General features: G+C 66.3%; 12 protein-coding genes. 10 read left to right on the forward strand and 2 right to left on the reverse strand.

Translation table 11 applies throughout. The features are described 5' to 3' along the window. Positions 1–9: 9 nt before the first annotated feature. Together QN245_RS06135 and gshB are read right to left on the reverse strand one after the other, a co-directional pair. Positions 10–891 carry an energy transducer TonB family protein gene (locus QN245_RS06135; protein WP_167087983.1) on the reverse strand — a complete coding sequence of 294 codons (882 nt, stop codon included), beginning with the start codon at positions 889–891 and terminating at the stop codon, positions 10–12. Then, positions 888–1838: a glutathione synthase gene (gshB, locus tag QN245_RS06140; RefSeq protein WP_184446929.1), complete on the reverse strand. Its 951-nt coding sequence runs from the start codon at positions 1836–1838 to the stop codon at positions 888–890. Before gshB ends, QN245_RS06135 begins: the two co-directional genes overlap by 4 nt. A gap of 241 nt (positions 1839–2079) precedes the next feature. Between gshB and pilG the strand changes: the two genes are divergently transcribed. From pilG to QN245_RS06190, 10 genes are all read left to right on the forward strand, one after another. Next, on the forward strand, positions 2080–2481 hold the full coding sequence (gene pilG / locus QN245_RS06145; protein ID WP_003472648.1) for a twitching motility response regulator PilG: 402 nt from the start codon (positions 2080–2082) through the stop codon (positions 2479–2481). 18 nt (positions 2482–2499) lie between these two features. After that, a complete protein-coding gene (locus QN245_RS06150) occupies positions 2500–2862 on the forward strand; it encodes a response regulator (protein WP_026144622.1) in 363 nt (120 codons plus the stop codon). A gap of 1 nt (position 2863) precedes the next feature. After that, positions 2864–3394 carry a chemotaxis protein CheW gene (locus tag QN245_RS06155; protein WP_160965644.1) on the forward strand — a complete coding sequence of 177 codons (531 nt, stop codon included), beginning with the start codon at positions 2864–2866 and terminating at the stop codon, positions 3392–3394. A 40-nt stretch (positions 3395–3434) separates the two neighbouring features. Next, positions 3435–5471 carry a methyl-accepting chemotaxis protein gene (locus tag QN245_RS06160; protein ID WP_317844828.1) on the forward strand — a complete coding sequence of 679 codons (2037 nt, stop codon included), beginning with the start codon at positions 3435–3437 and terminating at the stop codon, positions 5469–5471. A gap of 111 nt (positions 5472–5582) precedes the next feature. Further along, positions 5583–12845, forward strand: a complete 7263-nt coding sequence (locus tag QN245_RS06165; RefSeq protein WP_317844829.1) for an Hpt domain-containing protein — start codon at positions 5583–5585, stop codon at positions 12843–12845. Further along, on the forward strand, positions 12832–14169 hold the full coding sequence (locus QN245_RS06170) for a chemotaxis protein CheB (protein ID WP_317844830.1): 1338 nt from the start codon (positions 12832–12834) through the stop codon (positions 14167–14169). Before QN245_RS06165 ends, QN245_RS06170 begins: the two co-directional genes overlap by 14 nt. Positions 14170–14242: 73 nt before the next feature. Next, positions 14243–14719 (forward strand): chemotaxis protein CheW, encoded by a 477-nt coding sequence (locus QN245_RS06175; RefSeq protein ID WP_317844831.1) that lies wholly within the window; start codon positions 14243–14245, stop codon positions 14717–14719. Between the two features lie 515 nt (positions 14720–15234). Continuing rightward, positions 15235–19731, forward strand: coding sequence for an RHS repeat-associated core domain-containing protein (locus QN245_RS06180; RefSeq protein WP_317844832.1), 4497 nt, complete (start codon positions 15235–15237; stop codon positions 19729–19731). A gap of 2 nt (positions 19732–19733) precedes the next feature. Next, positions 19734–20102 carry a hypothetical protein gene (locus QN245_RS06185; RefSeq protein WP_317844833.1) on the forward strand — a complete coding sequence of 123 codons (369 nt, stop codon included), beginning with the start codon at positions 19734–19736 and terminating at the stop codon, positions 20100–20102. A gap of 93 nt (positions 20103–20195) precedes the next feature. Continuing rightward, a complete protein-coding gene (locus tag QN245_RS06190) occupies positions 20196–20561 on the forward strand; it encodes a hypothetical protein (RefSeq protein ID WP_317844834.1) in 366 nt (121 codons plus the stop codon). The last annotated feature ends 54 nt before the right edge of the window (positions 20562–20615 follow it).

The following is a 20615-nucleotide window of genomic DNA, read 5'->3' on the forward strand; positions in this document are numbered from 1 at the left end:
ACTCGCAACTCAGCGGTCGTCGACCAGGCTGCCGCCGGGCAGGAACACCCAGGTGCGGGTGACCTGCAGGATGTCGATGTTGTCGTCGGTGCGCGGCAGCGGCGGGAACGGCTGCGCCAGCTGCACGATCCGCAGTGCGGCGGCATCGAGCATCGGCACGCCGCTGGAGCGCAGGATGCGGCTGCTTTCCAGGCTGCCGTCGCGGCGCACGCCGACGCTGATCACCACCTGGCCGCCGAGCCGGCGTCGCCGCGCTTCGTCGGGATAGTTGAGGTTGCCGACGCGCTCGGCGCGGTCGACCCAGGCGCGCAGGTAGTTGGCGTAGGCGTATTCGCGGGTGCTGGCGGAGACGAACTTGCGGTTCGGGCGCTTGGCGTACTGCTCCGAGCGCAGGTGCACTTCGGCCGCCAGTCGCGCCATTTCGGCATCGCGCTGTTCGCGCTGCGCGTCCACCGGCCGCTGCGGCTCATCGGTGCGCGGCTGGGTCTGGGCCGCCGGCAGCCGTTGCTCGCCGCGCGCGCTGCTGACCACGCGCGGGGTCGGCTCCGGTGCGGCGGCCGCGGTCTGCGCGCGCAGCGCTTGCGGCGCCAGACCGTCCTGGCGCTGCGGCACCACGCCCGGCTGGCTGTCGCGTGGGCGCTGGGGTTTGTCGTGGTCGCCGCCGCCCTGCTGGTTGGCCTGGGCCAGGAAGTCGGCCTGTTTCGGCGTCAGCGGCGTGCTGGTCTGGCTGAAGATCACGTCCAGGGTCGGCACCAGCGGTGCGTCGTCGTCGATCGCAAAGCCCACGCCGAGGATCAGCAGCCCGTGCACGATCAGCGACAGCACCAGGGTGGCGCTGAGCCGTTCGCGCTCGCCGATGCGCGGCGCGGGCGTCGCGGCGGCCGCGCTCATCGCGCCGGGTAGGCCTCGATGGCGTCGAACAGCAGCCCGGCGATGTTGAGTCCGAACTGCGCGTCCAGCTCGCGCACGCAGGTGGGGCTGGTGACGTTGACCTCGGTGAGGTAATCGCCGATCACGTCCAGGCCGACGAAGCGCATGCCGCGCCGCTTCATCTCCGGGCCGACCTGGGCAGCGATCCAGCGATCGCGCTCGCTCAGCGGGCGGCCTTCGCCGCGGCCGCCGGCGGCCAGGTTGCCGCGGAACTCGTCACCCTGCGGAATCCGCGCCAGGCAGTAGTCCACCGCCACGCCGTCGACCAGCAGGATGCGCTTGTCGCCGGCGCTGATGTCCGGGATGAAGCGCTGCGCCAGGGCCAGCTTGCGGCCGCCGTCGGTCAGCGTCTCCAGGATCACGTTGAGGTTGGGGTCGCCGGTGCCGCTGCGGAAGATCGAGCGCCCGCCCATGCCGTCCAGCGGCTTCAGCACCGCCTGGCCGTGCTCGAGCACGAAGGCCTTCAGCGTGGCGGCGTCGCGGCTGACCAGGGTCGGCGGGCAGCATTGCGGGAACAGCAGGGCGGCCAACTTCTCGTTGAAGTCGCGCAGGCCCTGCGGGTCGTTGACCACCTGCGCGCCGGCGCGCTGGGCCACGCTCAGCACGTGGGTGTCGTAGAGGAACTCCGCATCGAACGGCGGGTCCTTGCGCATCAGTACCACCTGGCCGGGGCCGAACGTCAGTTCGGCGAACGCGTCCAGCTCGAACCAGCCGGCCTTGTCGTCGCGCACCCGTAGCGGCGCGGCCTGGGCCAGCGCGCGGCCGTCGCGCAGGGTCAACCCGCCCGGCCGAACGTAGTGCAGTCGATGCCCGCGGCGCTGCGCTTCCAGCAGCATCGCGAAGGTCGTGTCTTTGGCGATCTTGATGCTGGCGATGGGGTCCATCACCACGATGACATCGAACGGCATGGGGGCACCTGAGAGACTGAGCGGAAGATGGTAGCGGGTCGGCGGGGGCGCCGCGCACCGGGTGTCGGGCGCGGCCGCGCGGTGTCGCACGTTATCCGCCAAACTGTGACATAGTTTGTGCTGTTACGTGGTTCAACGCAGACCGGCAGCGGCGGCCTTGACAGTCGCAGCGGGTCTTGGGATACATGGCGTTTCGCAGCGAAGCCGGATCCGATGAAGCGTCGCGCGCTGGGGGCAAGTGATGAGTGAAAACACGACTGCGGGTGGGGAACTCGCAGGCTTGCGGGTGATGGTGATCGACGATTCGAAAACAATCCGTCGTACCGCCGAAACATTGCTGAAGCGCGAAGGGTGCGAAGTGGTGACGGCCACCGACGGCTTCGAGGCCTTGGCCAAGATCGCCGACCAGCAGCCGCAGATCATTTTCGTGGACATCATGATGCCGCGGCTGGACGGCTATCAGACCTGCGCGCTGATCAAGGGCAACCAGCTGTTCAAGGCCACGCCGGTGATCATGCTGTCCTCCAAGGACGGCCTGTTCGACAAGGCGCGCGGGCGCATCGTCGGGTCCGAGCAGTACCTCACCAAACCCTTTACACGCGAAGAGCTGCTGGGCGCGATCCGTACATACGTCAACGCCTGACCAGGGGGAAAGGCAGCAATGGCCCGTATCTTGTTGATCGAGGACTCACCGACCGACCGGGCGGTGTTCACGCAATGGCTGGAAAAAGCCGGGCACCAGGTGCTGTCCACCGACAACGCGGAGGACGGGATCAAGCTGGTCCGCGAGCAGGCGCCGAACCTGGTGCTGATGGACGTGGTGCTGCCGGGCATGAGCGGCTTCCAGGCCACCCGTGCGCTGTCGCGCGACGAGGCCACCCGGCACATCCCGGTGCTGATCATCAGCACCAAGAGCATGGAGACCGACAAGGTCTGGGGCATGCGCCAGGGCGCCACCGACTACATCGTCAAGCCGCCGCGGGAAGACGAGCTGATCGCCCGCATCAAGCAATTGGTGGGCTGACATGCGCTCGCCCTTCGACATCCTCGAGGCCTACGAGCGGCGCAGCCTGGCGCACGCCGTGCAGATGCCCGAACGCGCCTTCGACGACGACGTCTGGCGCGGGGTCGGCTACCGCGTCGGCAAGCGCCACCTGGTGTCGGATTTCCGCGAAGTGGTGGAGATCGTGCGCATGCCGCCGGTCACCCCGGTGCCGGGCGCGCAGCCGTGGCTGCTCGGCGTGGGCAACCTGCGCGGCAACCTGTTCCCGGTGGTCGACCTGAAGCAATTCCTGGAAGGCGAGCGCACCACGCTGCAGGAAGGCCAGCGCGTGCTGATCATGCGCCAGAGCGGCGGCGACGTGGCCCTGACCATCGACGAACTGTTCGGCCAGCGCAGTTTCACCGAGGCGCAGGCGGTGGAGCCGGGCGATCTGGCCCAGGGCCGCTACGCGCATTTCATCGACCGCGCCTTCCGCGGCGACGCCCAGGACTGGGGCGTGTTCTCCCTGTCGCTGCTGTCGCGCACCCCCGAATTCCGGCAAGCCGCCGCCTGAGCGCGCGCGCTGCCTCCGCATCGAAGACCGAGGTCGCATCATGAGTACTGCTCCGGACGCCCGCAAGGCCAGCAAGCTCGGCAGCGTGGGCACGAGTTTCTGGCTGGGCCTGCTGGCGTTGTCGCTGGTCGTGTTCGGCGCCAACACCGGCGTGGCCACCTGGCAGGGCAACCGCCTGGCCGGCGCCAGCACCGGCGCGGCCGACCTGCAGGTGCTGTCGCAGCAGCTGGCCAATCAGGCCCGCGACGCGGTGTCCGGCAACGCCGAGACCTTCAAGCAGTTCAAGCAGACCAAGGCGAAGGTGGAAACCACCGTCGCCGAGCTCAACGCGCGCTACGCCAACGAGACCGGCGTATCCGGGCCGTTGCAGACCCTCACCGGCACCTGGGCGCCGCTGGCCAAGAACGCGCAGCAGGTGGTGGACAGCGAGCCGGCGGTGCTGGCGCTGGCCGGCAATGCCGACCGCTTCGTCGGCGGCGTGCCGCAGCTGCAGGCGCAGTTGAACGAGGTGGTGCGCGCGATGACCGTGGGCGGCGCCCCCGCCGCGCAGATCTACAACACCCTGCAGCAGGTGGTGGTGGCCGGCACCATGGCCCGCCGCGTCACCGAAATGCGCGCAGGCGGCCGCGGCGCGGCCAGCGCAGGCGACGCGCTGGCGCGCGACGCGGTGGTGTTCGGGCAGATGCTCGAGGGCCTGCGCAACGGCAACGAGGAACTGGGCATCGTCCCGGTGCGCAACCCCGCCGCGCTGGCCGCGCTGGAGCAGTCGCAGGCGCAGTGGGCGGAGATGAAGAAGGACCTGGACGCGCTGCAGGCCAGCTCGCGCAGCCTGTTCGCCGCGCAGTCCGCCGCCGCGGCGCTGACCGCCGGCTCGGGCAAGATGCTGGAGGACAGCAAGAAACTGTTCGACGCGTTCTCCGCGTTCGGCTCCACCCGCGACACCCGCCTGTTCCCGAACTTCTGGCTGGGCGTGATCTCCGGCCTGCTGGCGCTGCTGTCGATCGTCGGCTTCGTCTGGACCACGGTGCGCAGCCGCAGCCGCGAGCAGGAAATCCGCCTGCAGACCCAGGTCGAATACAACAGCCGCAACCAGCAGGCGATCATGCGCCTGCTCGACGAAATCAGCTCGCTCGGCGAAGGCGACCTGACCGTCAAGGCCTCGGTCACCGAGGACATGACCGGCGCCATCGCCGACGCGATCAACTACGCCGTCGACGAACTGCGCCACCTGGTGACCACCATCAACGACACCTCGGCCAAGGTCGCCGTGTCCACCGAGGAAACCCAGGCCACCGCGCGGCAGCTGGCCGAGGCGGCGGGGCACCAGGCCGAGCAGATCGGTTCGGCCTCCGAGCGCATCAACGAAATCGCCGCCAGCATCGAGCAGGTCTCGCGCAACTCCACCGAATCGGCGGAAGTGGCGCAGCGTTCGGTGGTGATCGCGGCCGAGGGCGCCGGCGTGGTCCGCGAGACCATCCAGGGCATGGACCAGATCCGCGACCAGATCCAGGAGACCTCCAAGCGCATCAAGCGCCTGGGCGAATCGACCCAGGAGATCGGCTCGATCGTGGAACTGATCAACGACATTTCCGAGCAGACCAACATCCTGGCGCTCAACGCCGCGGTGCAGGCCGCCTCGGCCGGCGAGGCCGGTCGCGGTTTCGCCCTGGTCGCCGACGAAGTGCAGCGCCTGGCCGAACGCACCTCCGGCGCCACCCGCCGCATCGAAGGCCTGGTGCAGACCATTCAGGCCGATACCAATGAAGCGGTCAGCTCGATGGAGCAGACCACCTCCGAAGTGGTGTCCGGCGCGCGCCTGGCCGAGGATGCCGGCACCGCGCTGACCGAGATCGAGCGCGTGTCCAACGCGCTCAACACCCTCATCAAGAACATCTCCATCGCCGCGCACCAGCAGTCGGCGGCGGCGATCGACATCACCCAGACGATGGACGTGATCCGGCAGATCACCGGACAGACCTCGCAAGGCGCGGGACAGACCGCCGAATCGATCGGCCGCCTGGCGCAACTGGCGGCGGACCTGCGGCGCTCGGTCGCCGACTTCAAGCTGCCGGCGTAAGCGGGCCGGAACCGGGTGGAAGGAAGCGCACATGACGTACCGTGAACAACTCCCGCATCCCGTCGCCGCGCTCGCGCGGCACGGCGCGTGCCCGGCCGTGGAGACGCGGCGATGAGCGCGCTGCGCGATGCGATGAGCCATGCCGCACTGGGCTGGGTCAAGCCGGAACTGGACGAGACCCTGCGCCAGGTGCGCGGCGAGATCGAAGCCTTCGTCGAGGAACCGGCCGACACCGGCCGCATGCGCTTCTGCGCCGGCTACCTGCACCAGGTGCAGGGCACCTTGCGCATGGTCGAGCTGTACGCGCCGGCGATGGTCGCCGAGGAGCTGGAACTGCTGGCGATCGCGGTGCAGAACGGCCAGGCGGCCGACCGCGACGAGGCGTGCGCCACGCTGATGCGCGGCACCGTGCTGCTGCCCGACTACCTGGAGCGCCTGCAGGACGGCCATCGCGACATTCCGATCGTGTTGCTGCCCTTGCTCAACGAGATCCGCGCCGCGCGCGGCGAAGCCGGCCTCAGCGAAGGCGCGCTGTTCGCGCTGGCGCCCGACGCGGCCGCCGCCACCGAGGCCGAGTTGGACCATGCGCGCGGCAGCCTCGCCGGGCGCAACCGCGAGCTGCTCGACACCGTCGGCACCGCGATCAAGGAAGAGCTGCTGCGCGTCAAGGACGCGCTGGACCTGCACCTGCGCACCGGCGGCGATGTCGCCGCGCTGCAGACCCAGGTCGATGAGCTGGGCAGCGTCGCCGATACCCTGGGCGTGATGGGCCTGGGCGTGGCACGCAGCGTGGTGGTGCAGCAGCGCGACGCGCTGCGCAGCATCGTCGACGGCACCCGCGCCGCCGACGAAGGCCTGTTGCTGGATATCGCCGGCGCGCTGCTGTACGTGGACGCCTCGCTCGACGACCAGGTCGCCTACCTGGGCGCCGGCGGCGACGTGCACGACGACGCCAGCGCCGCCGAGGCGCGGCGCACGGTGGAAGTGCTGGCGCACGAGGCCATCGCCAATTTCGGCAGCGCCCGCGAGCATTTCGTCGCCTTCATCGAGACCAACTGGGACCATGCGCGCCTGGACGAGGTGCCGCGCCTGCTCGGCGAGGTCGCCGGAGCCTTGCGCATGCTGGAACTGCCGCAGCCGGCCGACTACCTGGAAGGCGTGCGCCGTTACGTCGCCACCGAACTGATCGGCAAGCGCCGCGTGCCCAGCGGCCGCCAGCTCGACACCCTGGCCGACGCGATGGCCAGCCTCGAGTACTACCTGGAGGCGCTGCGCGAGCGTCGCCCCGGGCGCGAGGAGATCCTCGACATCACGCGCAGCAGCCTGGAAGCGCTGCGCTACTGGCCGTTGCCCGAGACCGCACCGGCCGCGCCCGGCGTGTTGCCGACCGGAAGCGAAGCCACCGAGGCGGGCGAGCAGGCGCGGTCGACGTCGGCCGAGCCGATCGTCGAACCCGATGCCGCGACCATCGCCGCGCCGACCGTGCCGGCCTGGGATCTGGCATCGGCCGAGGACACGCCGGACTTGGCGACGCGCGCACCCGACGCCACGCCGTCCGCACCGCAGGCGCCGCAGTGGACCCTGGCGACGGACGAAGCCGATACCGCGGCAGAACCCGTTTCCGTGCCGGCCGATGATGGCACTGCGCGCGACGAGCACGAGCGCGAGTCCACGGCACCGTCGCAGGCGCTCAGTTTCGATCCGGTCGCGGCCGAACAGGACAGCTGGACCGGCACCGCCGAGCCGCTGCACATCAGCCTCGATTCGCTGGTGCTGGAACAGGACGCGCTGCGGCCGGAAACGCCGCCCGCGTTCGCGCAGGAGGACGATGCTGCAGCTGTACCTACGGTCTCCGTCTCCGATGTCGCCAGCTTCGATCCGGTGGCCGCCGAATACACCGAGGAGGCGCAGACTGAGACGCCGGCCACGGTGGCGGGCCTGGACGAACGCGACGATCCGAACCTGATCATCGTCGACGCGCCGGTTGCGGCAGAAGACACCGATGTGCTGGTCATCGAGCTGGAAGACGCGCCGGCGTTCGCCGACGCGCCGACCGCCGCGGCCGACGAGGTTCACGAGCTCGACTGGCACGCGTCGTCGGCGGTACAGGACGACGACACGACGCCTGCGCTGCCGTCGGATCCGGTCGTCCTGGTCGACACCGAGGCGCATGACGCGCCTGCGCTTGCAGCCTCCCACGACGACGCCCATCGCGATGCGCCGGCCGATGTGCCGTCGACGCCCGAACACGCCGAGTCGCTGTCGTCGACACCGCAGGACTCCGAAGCGGCACCGCAGCACGTCGTGCCCGAGGCCGAGACCGGCACCTCCGATGCTCATGCGCCTGCCGTGTCGGACGCCGAAGCCGCCTTCCTCGCCGACCTGGAAGCCGCGGCCGCGCAGTTCGATGTCACCTCTGCCGCGAGCAGCGGCGAGCATGCCGCCGCACCCGCCAGCGCGGAGGCGAGCGCCGCGCCCAGCACCGCGCCCGCGGCTGCAACGCCTGCCCTCGAGGCCGGCTTCATCGACGGCGATGGCGAGATCGACGACGAAATTCGCGCGGTGTTCCTCGAGGAGTTCGACGAGGAACTGGTCAATCTCGGCACGCTGCTGCCGGCTTGGCGCGCCGCGCCCGGCCACACGGAAAGCCTGCGGCCGATCCGCCGCGTGTTCCACACCTTGAAGGGCAGTGGCCGCCTGGTCGGCGCGCGCGTGCTCGGCGAGTTCAGCTGGAAGATCGAGAGCATGCTCAACCGCGTGCTCGATGGGTCGCGCCCGGCCAGCCCGGCGGTGGTGGCCATGGTCGACCAGGCCTACGCCGTGCTGCCGCAGCTCAATGCCGCGTTGCGCGGCGAAGGCGCGGTGCAGGCCGATCTGGATGCGATCCAGGCCGTGGCCGAGCGCATCGCCGCCGGCGAGGAGGCCTTCTATTTCGCCACCCCGCAGGCTCCGGCCGCGCCGCGCGCGGGCACGCCGGCGTCGGTGGACAGCGTGCTGCGCGAGATCCTCGAAGCCGAGGTCGCCACCCACCTGGAGACCGTGCACGCCTGGCTGCAGCACGCGCCGCAACCGGCGACCGAAGCGCTGCTGCGCGCGATGCACACCATGAGCGGCGCGTTCGCGATGACCGACGTGCCGGAGATCACCGCGGTCACCGGCCCGGCCGAGAGCTACATCAAGCGCGCACTGGCCGGCGGCAGCGTGCCGAGCGCCGAGGGCGTGCGTGCGCTCGAGGAGTCGGCGCGTGCCATCGCCGCCACCATTGCGGAACTGCAGGCGCCGTCGCCGGTGATTCCGCCGTTCACCGACCTGTCGCAGCGCCTGCGCGCATTGATGGAGACGCTGCCGGAAGTGCAGTGGCCGCCGATCGCGTACGATGAGGACGACGAAGACCTGTCCGCGTCCGCACCGGCCGAGGCCGGCCTGGATGCGCAGGCCCTACAGGCAGTGGAACTCACCGCGGCCGACGACCTGTCGGCGTTCGTGGGCGATGCCGCGCATCTGCACGAAACGCTGCCGGCGGACGAAGCGGCCGCGCAGGCCGACGAGACTGATGCCGATGAGCGTACCGCTGACGTCCACGCGGACATGTCGTCCGCCCCGTCCTCGGACGCGGCACCGGAGACCATGCGGGCCGATGCCGAGCCTGCCATCGACGCTGATGCTGATGCGGCCATGCCGGCATCGGCGAGCGAGGACACGGCGCCTGCAACGGATGTTTCCACGCAGGACCACCCGCCGACCGAGCACGCGACACCGGTCGAAGTGGCGGCGACACACGACGCGCGCGAGGCAGACGAACAGGCGGCATTGGCGCAGGACGGCCAGCTCGACGAACTGACGGTCGAGGCGCCGCTAAGCGTGGAGCAGGTGCCGGCCGAGCCGGCGCCGGAAGCGCTGGAGCCGGGCGCTGAGCAAGGCGCGACAGTGGACGCGGTCGTTGCCGATGCTGCGACCGATACGCCGATGGATGCGCAGGAACTGCAGGCCCCAGAGCACGATGGTGAGGCGCACGATTCCGCAGATCGCGAGGCCGACGCGCAGGACGGGGAAACCCAGGGTGCATCGGTGCACGCGCAGGATGCGCAGTCGCCGGATCATTCGGAAGCGGACCGCGACGCCGAGGCTCAGGTGACCGACGCGCAAGCCGAGGAAACCCGGGAGGTATTCGCGCACGGGCAGGATGCGCAAGCATCGGATCATTCGGCAGTGGACCGCGACGCCGAGGCGCACGCGACCGAAACGCAGGATGAGGCAACGCAGGAGACGCCCGCGCAAGCACAGGAGTCCGATCACACTGCAGCGGACCATGATGCCGACGAGCATGCGACCGACGCACAGGCGAGCGACATCCAGGATGCGTCTGCTGACGGGCAGGATGCGCATGCATCGGATCATGATGATGCGCACCACGACGCCGACGCGCCCGCAGGCGACGCCGACCAAGCGCACGAGCAGCAGCTCAACGAAGACGCGCCTGCGATCGGCTTGCGCCAGCAGCCGTTGGCGCCGTCGAGCGGCTGGCGCCACGACGGCGCGGCCTCGGCCAACGACGACACCGAGGCCGCCGCCGAGCATGGCGACGCCGCCCCGGATGCCGCGTCGCACGCGGACGAGCTGACAGGCGAGGGCGGTGCCGCCTCCGGCACCATCGACGCGGTGGGCGAGCACACCGAGGCCGACGCGGATGCGGCGCACGTCGAGCCGGTCGATGTGGCGGCGGAAAGCGCACCGCACGACGTTGGCGCCGAAGTGGATGACGCCGCGCACGCACCCCCGTCCGACGACGCAGCCGCGACTGACCCGCATCACGCGACCGCCGACGCGGCGCATGATGCGCCCGAGGACGACGCGACTCGGAACGACACGACCACGTCGGCGGATGCCGACAGAGCGGGCTCTGCCGACAGCACGCAGCACGACCCTCACACCGACGCGGAAACAGCCGATTTCTCGCAGGCCCCGGCCGACAGCGCGCCTGCCGATCTGCCAGCGGCCGATCTCGGTCCGTTGGATTTCGCCGACCTCGACCGCGAGCTGGTCGATATCTTCGTCGACGAAGGCAAGGACCTGCTCGACCATTGCGATCGCCTGGTCGCCCAGCTGCGCGCCGCGCCGCAGGATCGCGACGTGCTCGGCGGCCTGCAGCGCGACCTGCACACGCTCAAGGGCGGCGCGCGCATGGCTGGGATCAACGCCATCGGCGACCTCGGCCATGGCATCGAGTCCTTGCTGGAGGCGGTCGCCGCCCATCGCACCGAACTCGACCGCCAGGACGTGCAGTTGCTGGAACGCGGTTTCGATCGCCTGCACCAGTTGCTGACCCTGACCGGCAACCACCGTGCGGTGGCGATGCCGCAGGAGCTGATCGGCGCGTTCGACGCGCGCACGCACGGGCGGGCGCACACCGCCGTCGGCGACACCGAGCGCGTTGCTGCGGCGCCGGCGACGGTGGCCGACGCCGCCCCGGCCGACACCGCTCTGGCGGCCGTGCCGGCGCCACTGTCGGCACCGCTGCCGGTGGAGGGCACGCTCGACGACGAGTCGATGCTCGCGCGGCCGATGCAGGAACAGGTGCGCGTGCGCGCCGACCTGCTCGACCGCCTGGTCAACAATGCCGGCGAAGTGGCGATCTATCGCTCGCGACTGGAGCAGCAGTTGGGCGCGTTCCGCGGCGCGATGGCCGAACTGGACCGCACCAATGCGCGTCTGCGCGACCAGTTGCGGCGTCTTGATCTGGAAACCGAGGCGCAGATCGTCGCCCGCTACCAGCGCGAACAGGACCAGGCCGAGCAGAGTTTCGACCCGCTGGAGCTGGACCGCTTCTCCACGCTGCAGCAGCTCAGCCGCGCGCTCAACGAGTCCGCGGCCGACCTGGGTGGCCTGCAGGGCGTACTCGACGACCTGGCGCGACAGTACGACGGCCTGCTGCAGCAGCAGTCGCGCGTCAGTTCCGAGCTGCAGGATGGGCTGATGCGCGCGCGCATGGTGCCGTTCGATGGCCTGGTGCCGCGGCTGCGGCGCGTGGTACGCCAGGCCGCCAGCGAAACCGGCAAGCAGGTGCACCTGAGCCTGGAAGGCACCCACGGCGAACTCGATCGCAACGTGCTCGATCGCATGGTCGCGCCGCTGGAACACATGCTGCGCAACTCGGTCGCGCACGGCCTGGAAGCGCCGGAACAGCGGCGTGATGCGGGCAAGGCGGAGGAGGGCAACATCGCCATCCGCCTGCGCCGCGAAGGTTCGGAAATCGTGCTGGAAGTGGCCGACGACGGCGCCGGGCTCGACCGCGAGGCGATCCGCCGCCGTGCCGAGCAGCGCGGGCTGATCGCCGCCGACGCGGCGCTGTCCGACGACGAACTGGATGCGCTGATCTTCGCGCCTGGGTTCAGCACCTACGACCAGGTCAGCCAGCTGGCCGGACGTGGCGTGGGCATGGACGTGGTGCGCAACGAAGTGCGCCAGCTCGGCGGCTCGGTGGACATCCACTCGGTGCGCGGCCAGGGCGTCACCTTCACCCTGCGCCTGCCGCAGACCCTGGCGGTGACCCAGGCGGTGTTCGTGCAGATCGGCGACACCACCTTCGCGGTGCCGGTGGCGTCGGTCAGCGGCATCGGCCGCATCGGCCGCGAACGCTTCGAGGCCGGCACTGGCGGCTACCGCTACAGCGGCGAGGAATACGCGCTGTACGACCTCGGTTCGCTGGTCGGGCAGGCGCCGGCACGGGCCGAAGGCCAGGCACAGGTGCCGTTGCTGCTGGTGCGCGCCGGCGACCTGCGCGCGGCGGTGGCGATCGACCAGGTGCTCGGCAACCGCGAAATCGTGGTCAAGCCGGTCGGACTGCAGATCGCGTCGGTGCCCGGCATCTACGGTGCCACCATCACCGGCGATGGCCGCGTGGTGGTGATCCTCGACATCGCCCCGCTGGTGCGCCGCTACCTGGCGCAGCCGCTGCGGCCGGTGGTGGAGGCCGCGCCGACCGAACAGCGCCGCGTGCCGCTGGTGATGGTGGTCGACGACTCGCTGACCATGCGCAAGGTCACCGGCCGCGTGCTGGAACGGCACAACTTCGACGTGGTGTCCGCGCGCGACGGTGTCGAGGCGCTGGAACGCCTGGAAGAGCGCGTGCCCGACCTGATGCTGCTGGACATCGAGATGCCGCGCATGGACGGCTACGAACTGGCGACCGCGATGCGCGCCGACCCGCGTTACGCCGCCGTGCCGATCGTGATGATCACTTCGCGCAGCGGCGAAAAGCACCGCCAGCGCGCCTTCGAACTGGGCGTGCAGCGCTATCTCGGCAAGCCTTACCAAGAGTTGGATCTGATGCGCAACGTCTACGACCTGCTGGGGATCGCCCGTGTTCGCGAATGACGGCGACGCCACCTCCACGCCGGTCGCGTTGCTGGCCCGTCCCGGCAAGGCGCGTGAGCGCCTGCGCGAAGCGTTGCACTTGGTCGGCGCGGCGATCGTGCTGGAAGACGACCCGGGCGCGATCGATGCGCAGACCCTGGCCGATGCCGGCCCAAGTGCGGTGCTGATCGCGCTGGAGCCGGCGATCGAGGATGCGCTGGAGCGGCTGGATGCGGCGCTGGCGCTGCCCGGCATCACCGTGATCTTCGACGAGGCCGAACTGGCCGCGCGCCGCGAGGGCTGGGAAGCGCAGCGCTGGGCGCGGCATCTGGCCGCCAAGCTGCAAGGCCATCAGGACGTGCTGCCGCCCGGCCGCGAGACCGAGACCGGCCTGCAGCCCGAGCCGGGCCTGCCGGCGACGCCGGCGCAGCTGCACGACGCCGCGCCGATCGGCGTGCACGTCGACGAAGCCGCCAGCTTCGCGGAGGCCGCGCCGGAAGATGGCATGTACACCTGGCAGCCGCCGGCCGATGTCGCGCCCGGTTTCGAGGAACTGCAGTTCGCGCGCGCCGAGGCCGCTGCCAGCGAAGCGCCTGTGGTGCCAGCTGCGCCGCATGCCGATGCCACACCGGCTGCGCCCACAGTCGCACCCGCGGCGCTGCCGGCCAGTGCCTGGTCGCTGGTCGACGACGAGGCGCCCTTGCTCGTCGCTGCGCCGCGCGCGTCGCAACCCATCCCGCAGTTCTCCACCGAAGGCCTGTCGCTGGTCGCGCTGGAGTCGGAAGAGCCCGCGTCCACGACCGGTGCCGCTGCAGGCGCTGCCGCGCGCGGTGCGGTGCTGGTGATGGCCGGCATCGGCGGCCCCGACGCGATCCGTCGCCTGCTCGCCGCACTGCCGGAACGCTTCCCGCTGCCGCTGCTGGTGCAGTTGCGCCTGGATGGCGGCCGCTACGGCAACCTGGTCAAGCAGATCGCGCGCGTGTCCGCGTTGCCGGTGCTGCTGGCCGAGGCCGGCGAGCCGGTCGCCCCCGGCAACGTCTACATCCTGCCCGACGACGTCGGCGTGCACGGCATCGCCGGCCTGCGCTTCGTCGCCCAGGACGCCGGTGCTTCGGTAGTCGCCGGCCTGCCGGCCGCGCACAGCGCAGTGCTGCTGCTCAGCGGCAGCGATCCGCAGCAGGTGGAGGCCGTGCTGGCGCTGGCCGCGCAGGGCGCCTGGGTGGCCGGGCAATCCGGCGACGGCTGCTACGACCCCGCCGCCGGCGCGCAACTGATCCTGCAGGGCCATCCCGGCGGCGATCCGGCGCAACTGGCCCAGGCCTTGACGGCGCGGTGGAGCGGCTGAACGAGGCGGCACACGCCATTTGCCGCTGCGCCCGCATCGCGCGTTTTTTCCGCTTTCAGGACGAAGTCACTCCATGAGCAGTTACGCCAGCAACGACGAAATCCGCGGTGTCCTCATCCTGGCCGGCAGCGAGCGCGTGCTGCTGCCCAACGCCACCATCGCCGAAGTGATGTCGCGCGTGCCGGTCGAACCGCTGCCCGACGCCCCGCACTGGCTGCTCGGCCAGATCGCCTGGTACGGCTGGAAAGTGCCGCTGGTCTCCTTCGCCCGCCTGACCGGCCTGGGCGCCGAAACCGTGGCCGCCAACAACAAGATCGTCGTGCTCAAGGCCCTGGGCGGCAATCCCGACCTGCCGTACGTGGCGCTGCTCACCCAGTCCTTCCCGCAACTGATCTCCGTCCCCCGCGACGGCCTGCTCGCCGACGCCTCCGAAGAAACCCTCCCGCCCGGCGTGCACATGCGCGTGCTGCTGGGCGAGCAGAGCGCGTTGCTTCCGGATCTGGAAGCGATCGAGGGGATGGTGGTGGAGCGGTTTGCGGCTGCGGGATGAATTTGTGTTCTTAATAAAGTATCAGATTGAAATTTGATTTGATCCAGGCTTGATAGGTCTGGAGTTCGGCGTGGAAAAATTGGGCTAATCTGACCGGCGCATGCTGATCTTATTGAATGAAAGGAATTGTGACTATGAAATCAAGTGCTTCTATTCTGACTTTATTTTTAGGAGCGCTAAGTCTATGGTTTATTCCTTCGATGAATCTGCACGCACAAGCCTCTCAGTATTGCTATGGTGAATCGTGCTTTGCCAGCCTTACAGAGGCTGAGTCCTACATGCGCGGTCAAGCGGACCATGGGGCCTATTTGGAGCGATCGGGTTCCAGTGTAAAAAACCCCGGTAGTAACTCTCCCTCTCTTGTTATTTCTTATGCGGTGAAAGATCGTCCTCCTATTCGATTTTACGCCCCGGGCTATAGTAATGGAGCGAGCTCGCCAGGTGGTGCTCCGTTTTGTTCAAAAGCGGATGATCCCTATTTTGGATATGGAGGCATGTGCGCAAGTGAGGAGGAGATGAATGCAGAATTTATGGCCTACATGCGTCGGTCTTATCCGGACTGCTCATTAAGTAACGAAAGCTACCAGGGCTCTTATGCTGAGCCTTTTGTTTTCAGTAGTGCAGTGGGTGGGCATGGCCAGATAACCTTCGACACTCCGCAAGGAAGGTGGTTTCATTACGACATTCAATGTCCAAGTTGGCCGGCTAGTGATCCGCGCAAAAACCAATTGCAGAAATTTCAGAATTTTGATTGTGAGGCGGGATTTTGGCCGGTGTGGGGGTATAGTCCAGAGTACAATAACTCCGGGAATCCTGACTATATTGCGATTTGGCCAAATTTATGCACTGCAGGCCAAATTTATGCTTATATCGAGGTGCGGTCACCTCTAGGTATCACGCAGACATCATCGTGCGCTGCAAATTTGCATCCTTGTTTCCCAGCAACAGGCGACAAGTTGCGGGTAGAAGAGGATTTCGATTTTGCGGGTCGTCCCTTTGCGCGTTATTACCATTCTCTGCAGCAGATCCAGATCTCCGACACTATGGCCCAAGGCTGGGGTCATTCTTATTTGGAAAAAATTGGCTACGACGGTGTCCCTTATCTGATGTCAGCAGAGGGCTACTTCGAAAAATTCGTACTGTTGTCCGGCAATGCCTACCGCGGTTCTCGTAATGAATCCGACCTGTTGATCCGTCAGGGTAATACCTGGCTGCTTAAACGGCCTGGTGGAGAGCAAAGGACTTACAATACTGATGGACTATTGACGAACATCTTTTTCCCGGCGGCGCCTGACCGGAGTGTAAGTCTGTCATACCAAAAGGGACGCTTGCTCCAAGTAATGGATGGCTTGGGCCGCACGTTGTCGTTCTATTACGAAAACGGCTTGCTTTCTGCCCTAGCATTGAGCGACGGGAGCACGGTGCACTACGAGTACGATGCAGAGCGTAACCTCGCTGCTGTCGTGCGCCAGGATGGCAGTCGCCGTGAGTACGTCTACAACGAGTCTGGCGCTGCACCGGCGTCGATACGTCATTTGTTGACCGGAATAGTAGAGGATGGCGTGCGCTATGCCTCTTTCACTTATGTCGATGACGGCAAGGTCGCTTCGAGCGGATTGCATGTCGATGCCGGGATGGTAGAGAAGACGACGTTGAACTACGTCGACAACGGTGCCGTGTTGGTTACTCAGCCTAATGGAACTAGCTATCAGTACACCATCGGCGCGGGAGCGTTTAGGCAAGTCACTGGTATCGTGGGGCCTAATTTATCTCTTTCGCGGACGTTTACCGATGATGGGCGTTTGGCGGCATCCGTCGATGGGAATGGCGTACGTAATACCTGGTCCTATGACGAATCCCTGAGTGGCGGCGGTTCGTCTATTACCGAAGTTGAGGCGGCAGGTAAAGCGGAGCAACGTACACGTACGCGGATACGTGACGCCGATAATCAGATTGTCCAGTTGCAGTCCTCCACATCGCAGGGTGTCAGTTCCATCACCAACTATGTGTACTCGGCGAACGGTGCCTTGTCTGCTCAGTGCACGATTGACCCAAGTAGCGCGAGCGCTTTGGCTTACAACTGTGGTTCCGCATCTGCACCGCAAGCCGGTGTTCGTCAGCAGTTGCTCAAGTATTGCTCAGCGGACGACGTCACTGGGAATGCTTGCCCAATGGCAGGGCTGCTGACGCAAAAGAGCGGTCCGCGGACAGACGTCAACGATGTCACCGGTTTTACCTACTACGCCACAGACGACAGCACCTGCGCCACGTCCCCAACCACCTGCCCGCACCGCAAGGGCGACCTTTGGAAGGCGACCAATGCGCTCGGCCAGGTCACCGAGTACCTGGCCTACGACGGCGCAGGCCGCGTGCTGTCGACGAAGGACGCCAATGGCGTAGTCACCGACTACACCTATCACCCGCGTGGCTGGCTGACTGCCAGCAAGGTACGCGGAGCCGACGACAGCAGCGAGAGCGATGATCGCATCACCGCGATCGACTACTGGCCGACCGGGCTGGTCAAGCAGGTGACCCAGCCCGATGGCGCGTTCACCCGCTTCACCTACGACGCAGCGCACCGGCTGACCGATATCGCCGACAACGCCGGCAACACCATCCACTACACCCTGGACAATGCCGGCAACAGGCTCAAGGAAGACACCAAGGACGCCTCGGGCGCGCTCAAGCGCACGCTCTCGCGGGTGTACAACCAGCTAGGCCAACTGGCCACGCAGGCCACCGCGCAGGGCGACCCGACCGACTTCGGCTATGACGGTAGCGGCAACATCAAGACCGTCACTGACGCGCTCGGTCATGTCACCCAGAACGACTACGACCCGCTCAACCGCCTGGCGCGCACCCTGCAGGACGTGGGCGGCATCGCCGCCGAGACCACCTTCGGCTATGACGCCCTGGACAATCTGACCAAGGTCACCGATCCCAAGGGGTTGGACACCACCTACGTCTACAACGGCCTGGGCGACCTGACCAAGCTCACCAGCCCGGACACCGGCAGCACGACCTACACCTACGACAGCGCCGGCAACCGCGCCACCCAGACCGATGCGCGCAACATCAAGACGACCTACGGCTACGACGCGCTGAACCGGCTGTCCCAGGTCACCTATCCGACCACCAGCCTCAACGTCAGCTATACCTACGACGTCAGCCAGAGCACCTGCGCCAGCGGCGAGACCTACGCCGTGGGCCGCCTGACCCGGATGCAGGACGGCAGCGGTAGCACCGATTACTGCTACGACCGCTTCGGCGATCTGGTGCGCAAGGTGCAGACCACCAACGGCAAGGTGTTCGTGGTCCGCTATGCCTACACCAAGGCCGGGCAGCTGAGCCGCCTGACCTACCCGGATGGGGCGGTGGTGGACTACGTGCGCAATGCCCAGGGCCAGACCACTGAGGTCGGCGTGACCCCGCCTGGCGGCACAAGACAGGTCCTGCTGAACCAAGCCACCTACTATCCGTTCGGCCCGGTCGCTGGGTGGACCTATGGCAACGGCCGGCCGATGCAGCGCGTGCTGGACCAGGACTACCGCCCGCTGGCGGTGAACGACACGCGTAGTGATGGCCTGGCGGTGGGCTTCGCCTTCGACCCGGTCGGCAATCTCAGCGCGTTGACCGCGCCGGGCAACACCGCACCGGTGGTCAAACTGGACTACGACCCGCTGGGCCGGCTGACCGCGTTCAAGGACGGCCCGACCGATACGGTGATCGACGGCTATACCTACGACGCCACCGGCAACCGCCTCAGCGCCAAGGTCAACACCAGCACGCAGACCTACAGCTATCCGACCACCAGCCACCGCCTGAGCAGCGTGGCCGGAACTGCACGCAGCTATGACGCGGCAGGCAACACCACGGCGATCGGCGGCACGGCCGTGCAGTACGTGTACGGCGCCAATGGCCGGCTATCCCAGGTCAATCGCAATGGCACCAAGGTGGTGAACTACGCCTACAACGGCCGCGGCGAGCAAGTGCGGCGTGTGGGCAAGACCAATACCTACACCCTCTATGACGAGAGCGGCCACTGGCTGGGCGACTACGACAACAACGGCGCGGCCGTGCAGCAGGCGATCTGGCTGGACGATCTGCCGGTCGGTGTGCTCGCCAAGACCGCGTTGCGCTATGTGCAGCCGGATCACCTGGGTACCGCGCGCGCCGTGATCGACCCGGCCCGCGACGTGGCGATTTGGCGCTGGGACCTGAAGGGCGAAGCCTTCGGCACCACCGCACCGGACCAGGACCCGGACAAGGACGGCACCGCCTTCGTGTTCGACATGCGCTTCCCGGGGCAGCGCTATGACGCGCTGAGCGGACTGAACCAGAACTACTTCCGTGACTATGAGCCCGGTACGGGGCGCTATGTGCAGAGTGATCCGATTGGGTTCGCTGGTGGGATTTCTACTTACGGCTACATCGGCTCAAGGCCGATGGCCTCTATGGATCCCATGGGGCTAGCTTGTAGCTCAGCAAACGGTACCACGCGTTGTGATTATCCTGGTGGTCCTTCGTTTAGCTTGCCAACTCCCCCTGGTTGGAAAGATTTTAACGGTAGCGAGTGGATGTACCATCATTATGACGTCAGGCGCAAAATAGGATGCGCAAATGCCAACGGCGTAATGCAGGACCTCATAAATCATCCGACTCCATCACCTAACGCTAGGCCTGCTACATCATCTGGGACAAAGAGGAACGACGCTGGAGTTCCTTACTTGCCTATTTCTAATTTTGTAACTAGCTATTTGACGATCGATTTGCAGACCGGCGGGCCGGTAGTTGTGAACATTACTGCTCCAGGTAGTTTTTTTGACCCTGGTTACGTTGCGCGTACGGTCACCAACGGAGTTGCTCACACCTATGGGGAAGGTACGAGCTCTGTTCAGCATGACAAAAGTATGCAGGGTGCAATGATCAATTGGGTCGTAAATGAGCTCGTGTGGGGCGATCAAATGCAAGGATTTATTGACGAAAATTCATCTCATTGCGGATGTTCCTAGTTATGCATGTAGGTAGAGCGACTTTATCGCTTCTCATTGCCGCCCTCATGCCGGGGGGAGTTGCACTTGCTGTAACTCCTGGGCAGTCTGAAAGTTTTCTTCACGCTGTTGTTATTTTTGGTATTTGGTACTTTTTGTCATTGCCTGTAGTTTTAGTATTAGGTCTTCTTACTTTGCATTTTGCGATGAAGATGAAGTATGGACCAGTTCTTTTGCCGCCATTGATTGGTTGTTTATCTGGAGGGGCCATTGCCAAGATGATGTACGCGAGCGGAACGCCTCTTCATGACATGTGGTTGCTTGTGCTTGATGGATTACTTGTGGCAGTAGTCGCGGCCTTTATATATTTTAGACCTTGGGCTAGAATGTGAAGAGGGCAATAGGGGTTTTAATTTTTGGGTTGCCATGAAATGCGTGCTTAAATATAAATTGATTGAGGCGGACTTCTGCAGCAAGTGACCGCAATGCGAACTGAGTTTCGGGACGATTTCAAAAGTGACAATGTATTGATCGTTATAGGTTCTGCGTTGGATATGCGGGCATTTAGTGCAGGCCTGCGTGCCTGGATCGCATACTCAGATCAAACATCTTTGTTCTCGATAATTCCGGAATACGAGGGCGTCGAAATCATGTTGCAGCGACACAGCTCACCGCATGCCTTAACAGCGAGTGATTTGCCCGCTGGCGTCCTATGGCACATCGGCAAGGATGCCGCCCGTCGTCTTGCCGACCTCGTCGGTCAACTCTCCCGGCATCCACGGCCAGCGCATCTCTATCTTCATTTCGAGGGCTACGCGCGGGCTATCATCATTTCGATGGATGAGTATTGATCGCCCCGCTGTACATTGACCAGTGGAAAATTTTTTCGTTATGGGTGTGGGGAT

This window comes from Xanthomonas rydalmerensis (assembly GCF_033170385.1).
In the GTDB taxonomy this organism is placed as follows: Bacteria; Pseudomonadota; Gammaproteobacteria; order Xanthomonadales; family Xanthomonadaceae; genus Xanthomonas_A; species Xanthomonas_A rydalmerensis.

Bases quoted from the DNA above. Each gene is read 5' to 3' on its own strand.
- QN245_RS06135 (WP_167087983.1), bottom strand. From the start codon at position 891: ATGAGCGCGGCCGCCGCGACGCCCGCGCCGCGCATCGGCGAGCGCGAA.
- gshB (WP_184446929.1), bottom strand. From the start codon at position 1,838: ATGCCGTTCGATGTCATCGTGGTGATGGACCCCATCGCCAGCATCAAG.
- pilG (WP_003472648.1), top strand. From the start codon at position 2,080: ATGAGTGAAAACACGACTGCGGGTGGGGAACTCGCAGGCTTGCGGGTG.
- QN245_RS06150 (WP_026144622.1), top strand. From the start codon at position 2,500: ATGGCCCGTATCTTGTTGATCGAGGACTCACCGACCGACCGGGCGGTG.
- QN245_RS06155 (WP_160965644.1), top strand. From the start codon at position 2,864: ATGCGCTCGCCCTTCGACATCCTCGAGGCCTACGAGCGGCGCAGCCTG.
- QN245_RS06160 (WP_317844828.1), top strand. From the start codon at position 3,435: ATGAGTACTGCTCCGGACGCCCGCAAGGCCAGCAAGCTCGGCAGCGTG.
- QN245_RS06165 (WP_317844829.1), top strand. From the start codon at position 5,583: ATGAGCGCGCTGCGCGATGCGATGAGCCATGCCGCACTGGGCTGGGTC.
- QN245_RS06175 (WP_317844831.1), top strand. From the start codon at position 14,243: ATGAGCAGTTACGCCAGCAACGACGAAATCCGCGGTGTCCTCATCCTG.
- QN245_RS06180 (WP_317844832.1), top strand. From the start codon at position 15,235: ATGAATGCAGAATTTATGGCCTACATGCGTCGGTCTTATCCGGACTGC.
- QN245_RS06185 (WP_317844833.1), top strand. From the start codon at position 19,734: ATGCATGTAGGTAGAGCGACTTTATCGCTTCTCATTGCCGCCCTCATG.
- QN245_RS06190 (WP_317844834.1), top strand. From the start codon at position 20,196: ATGCGAACTGAGTTTCGGGACGATTTCAAAAGTGACAATGTATTGATC.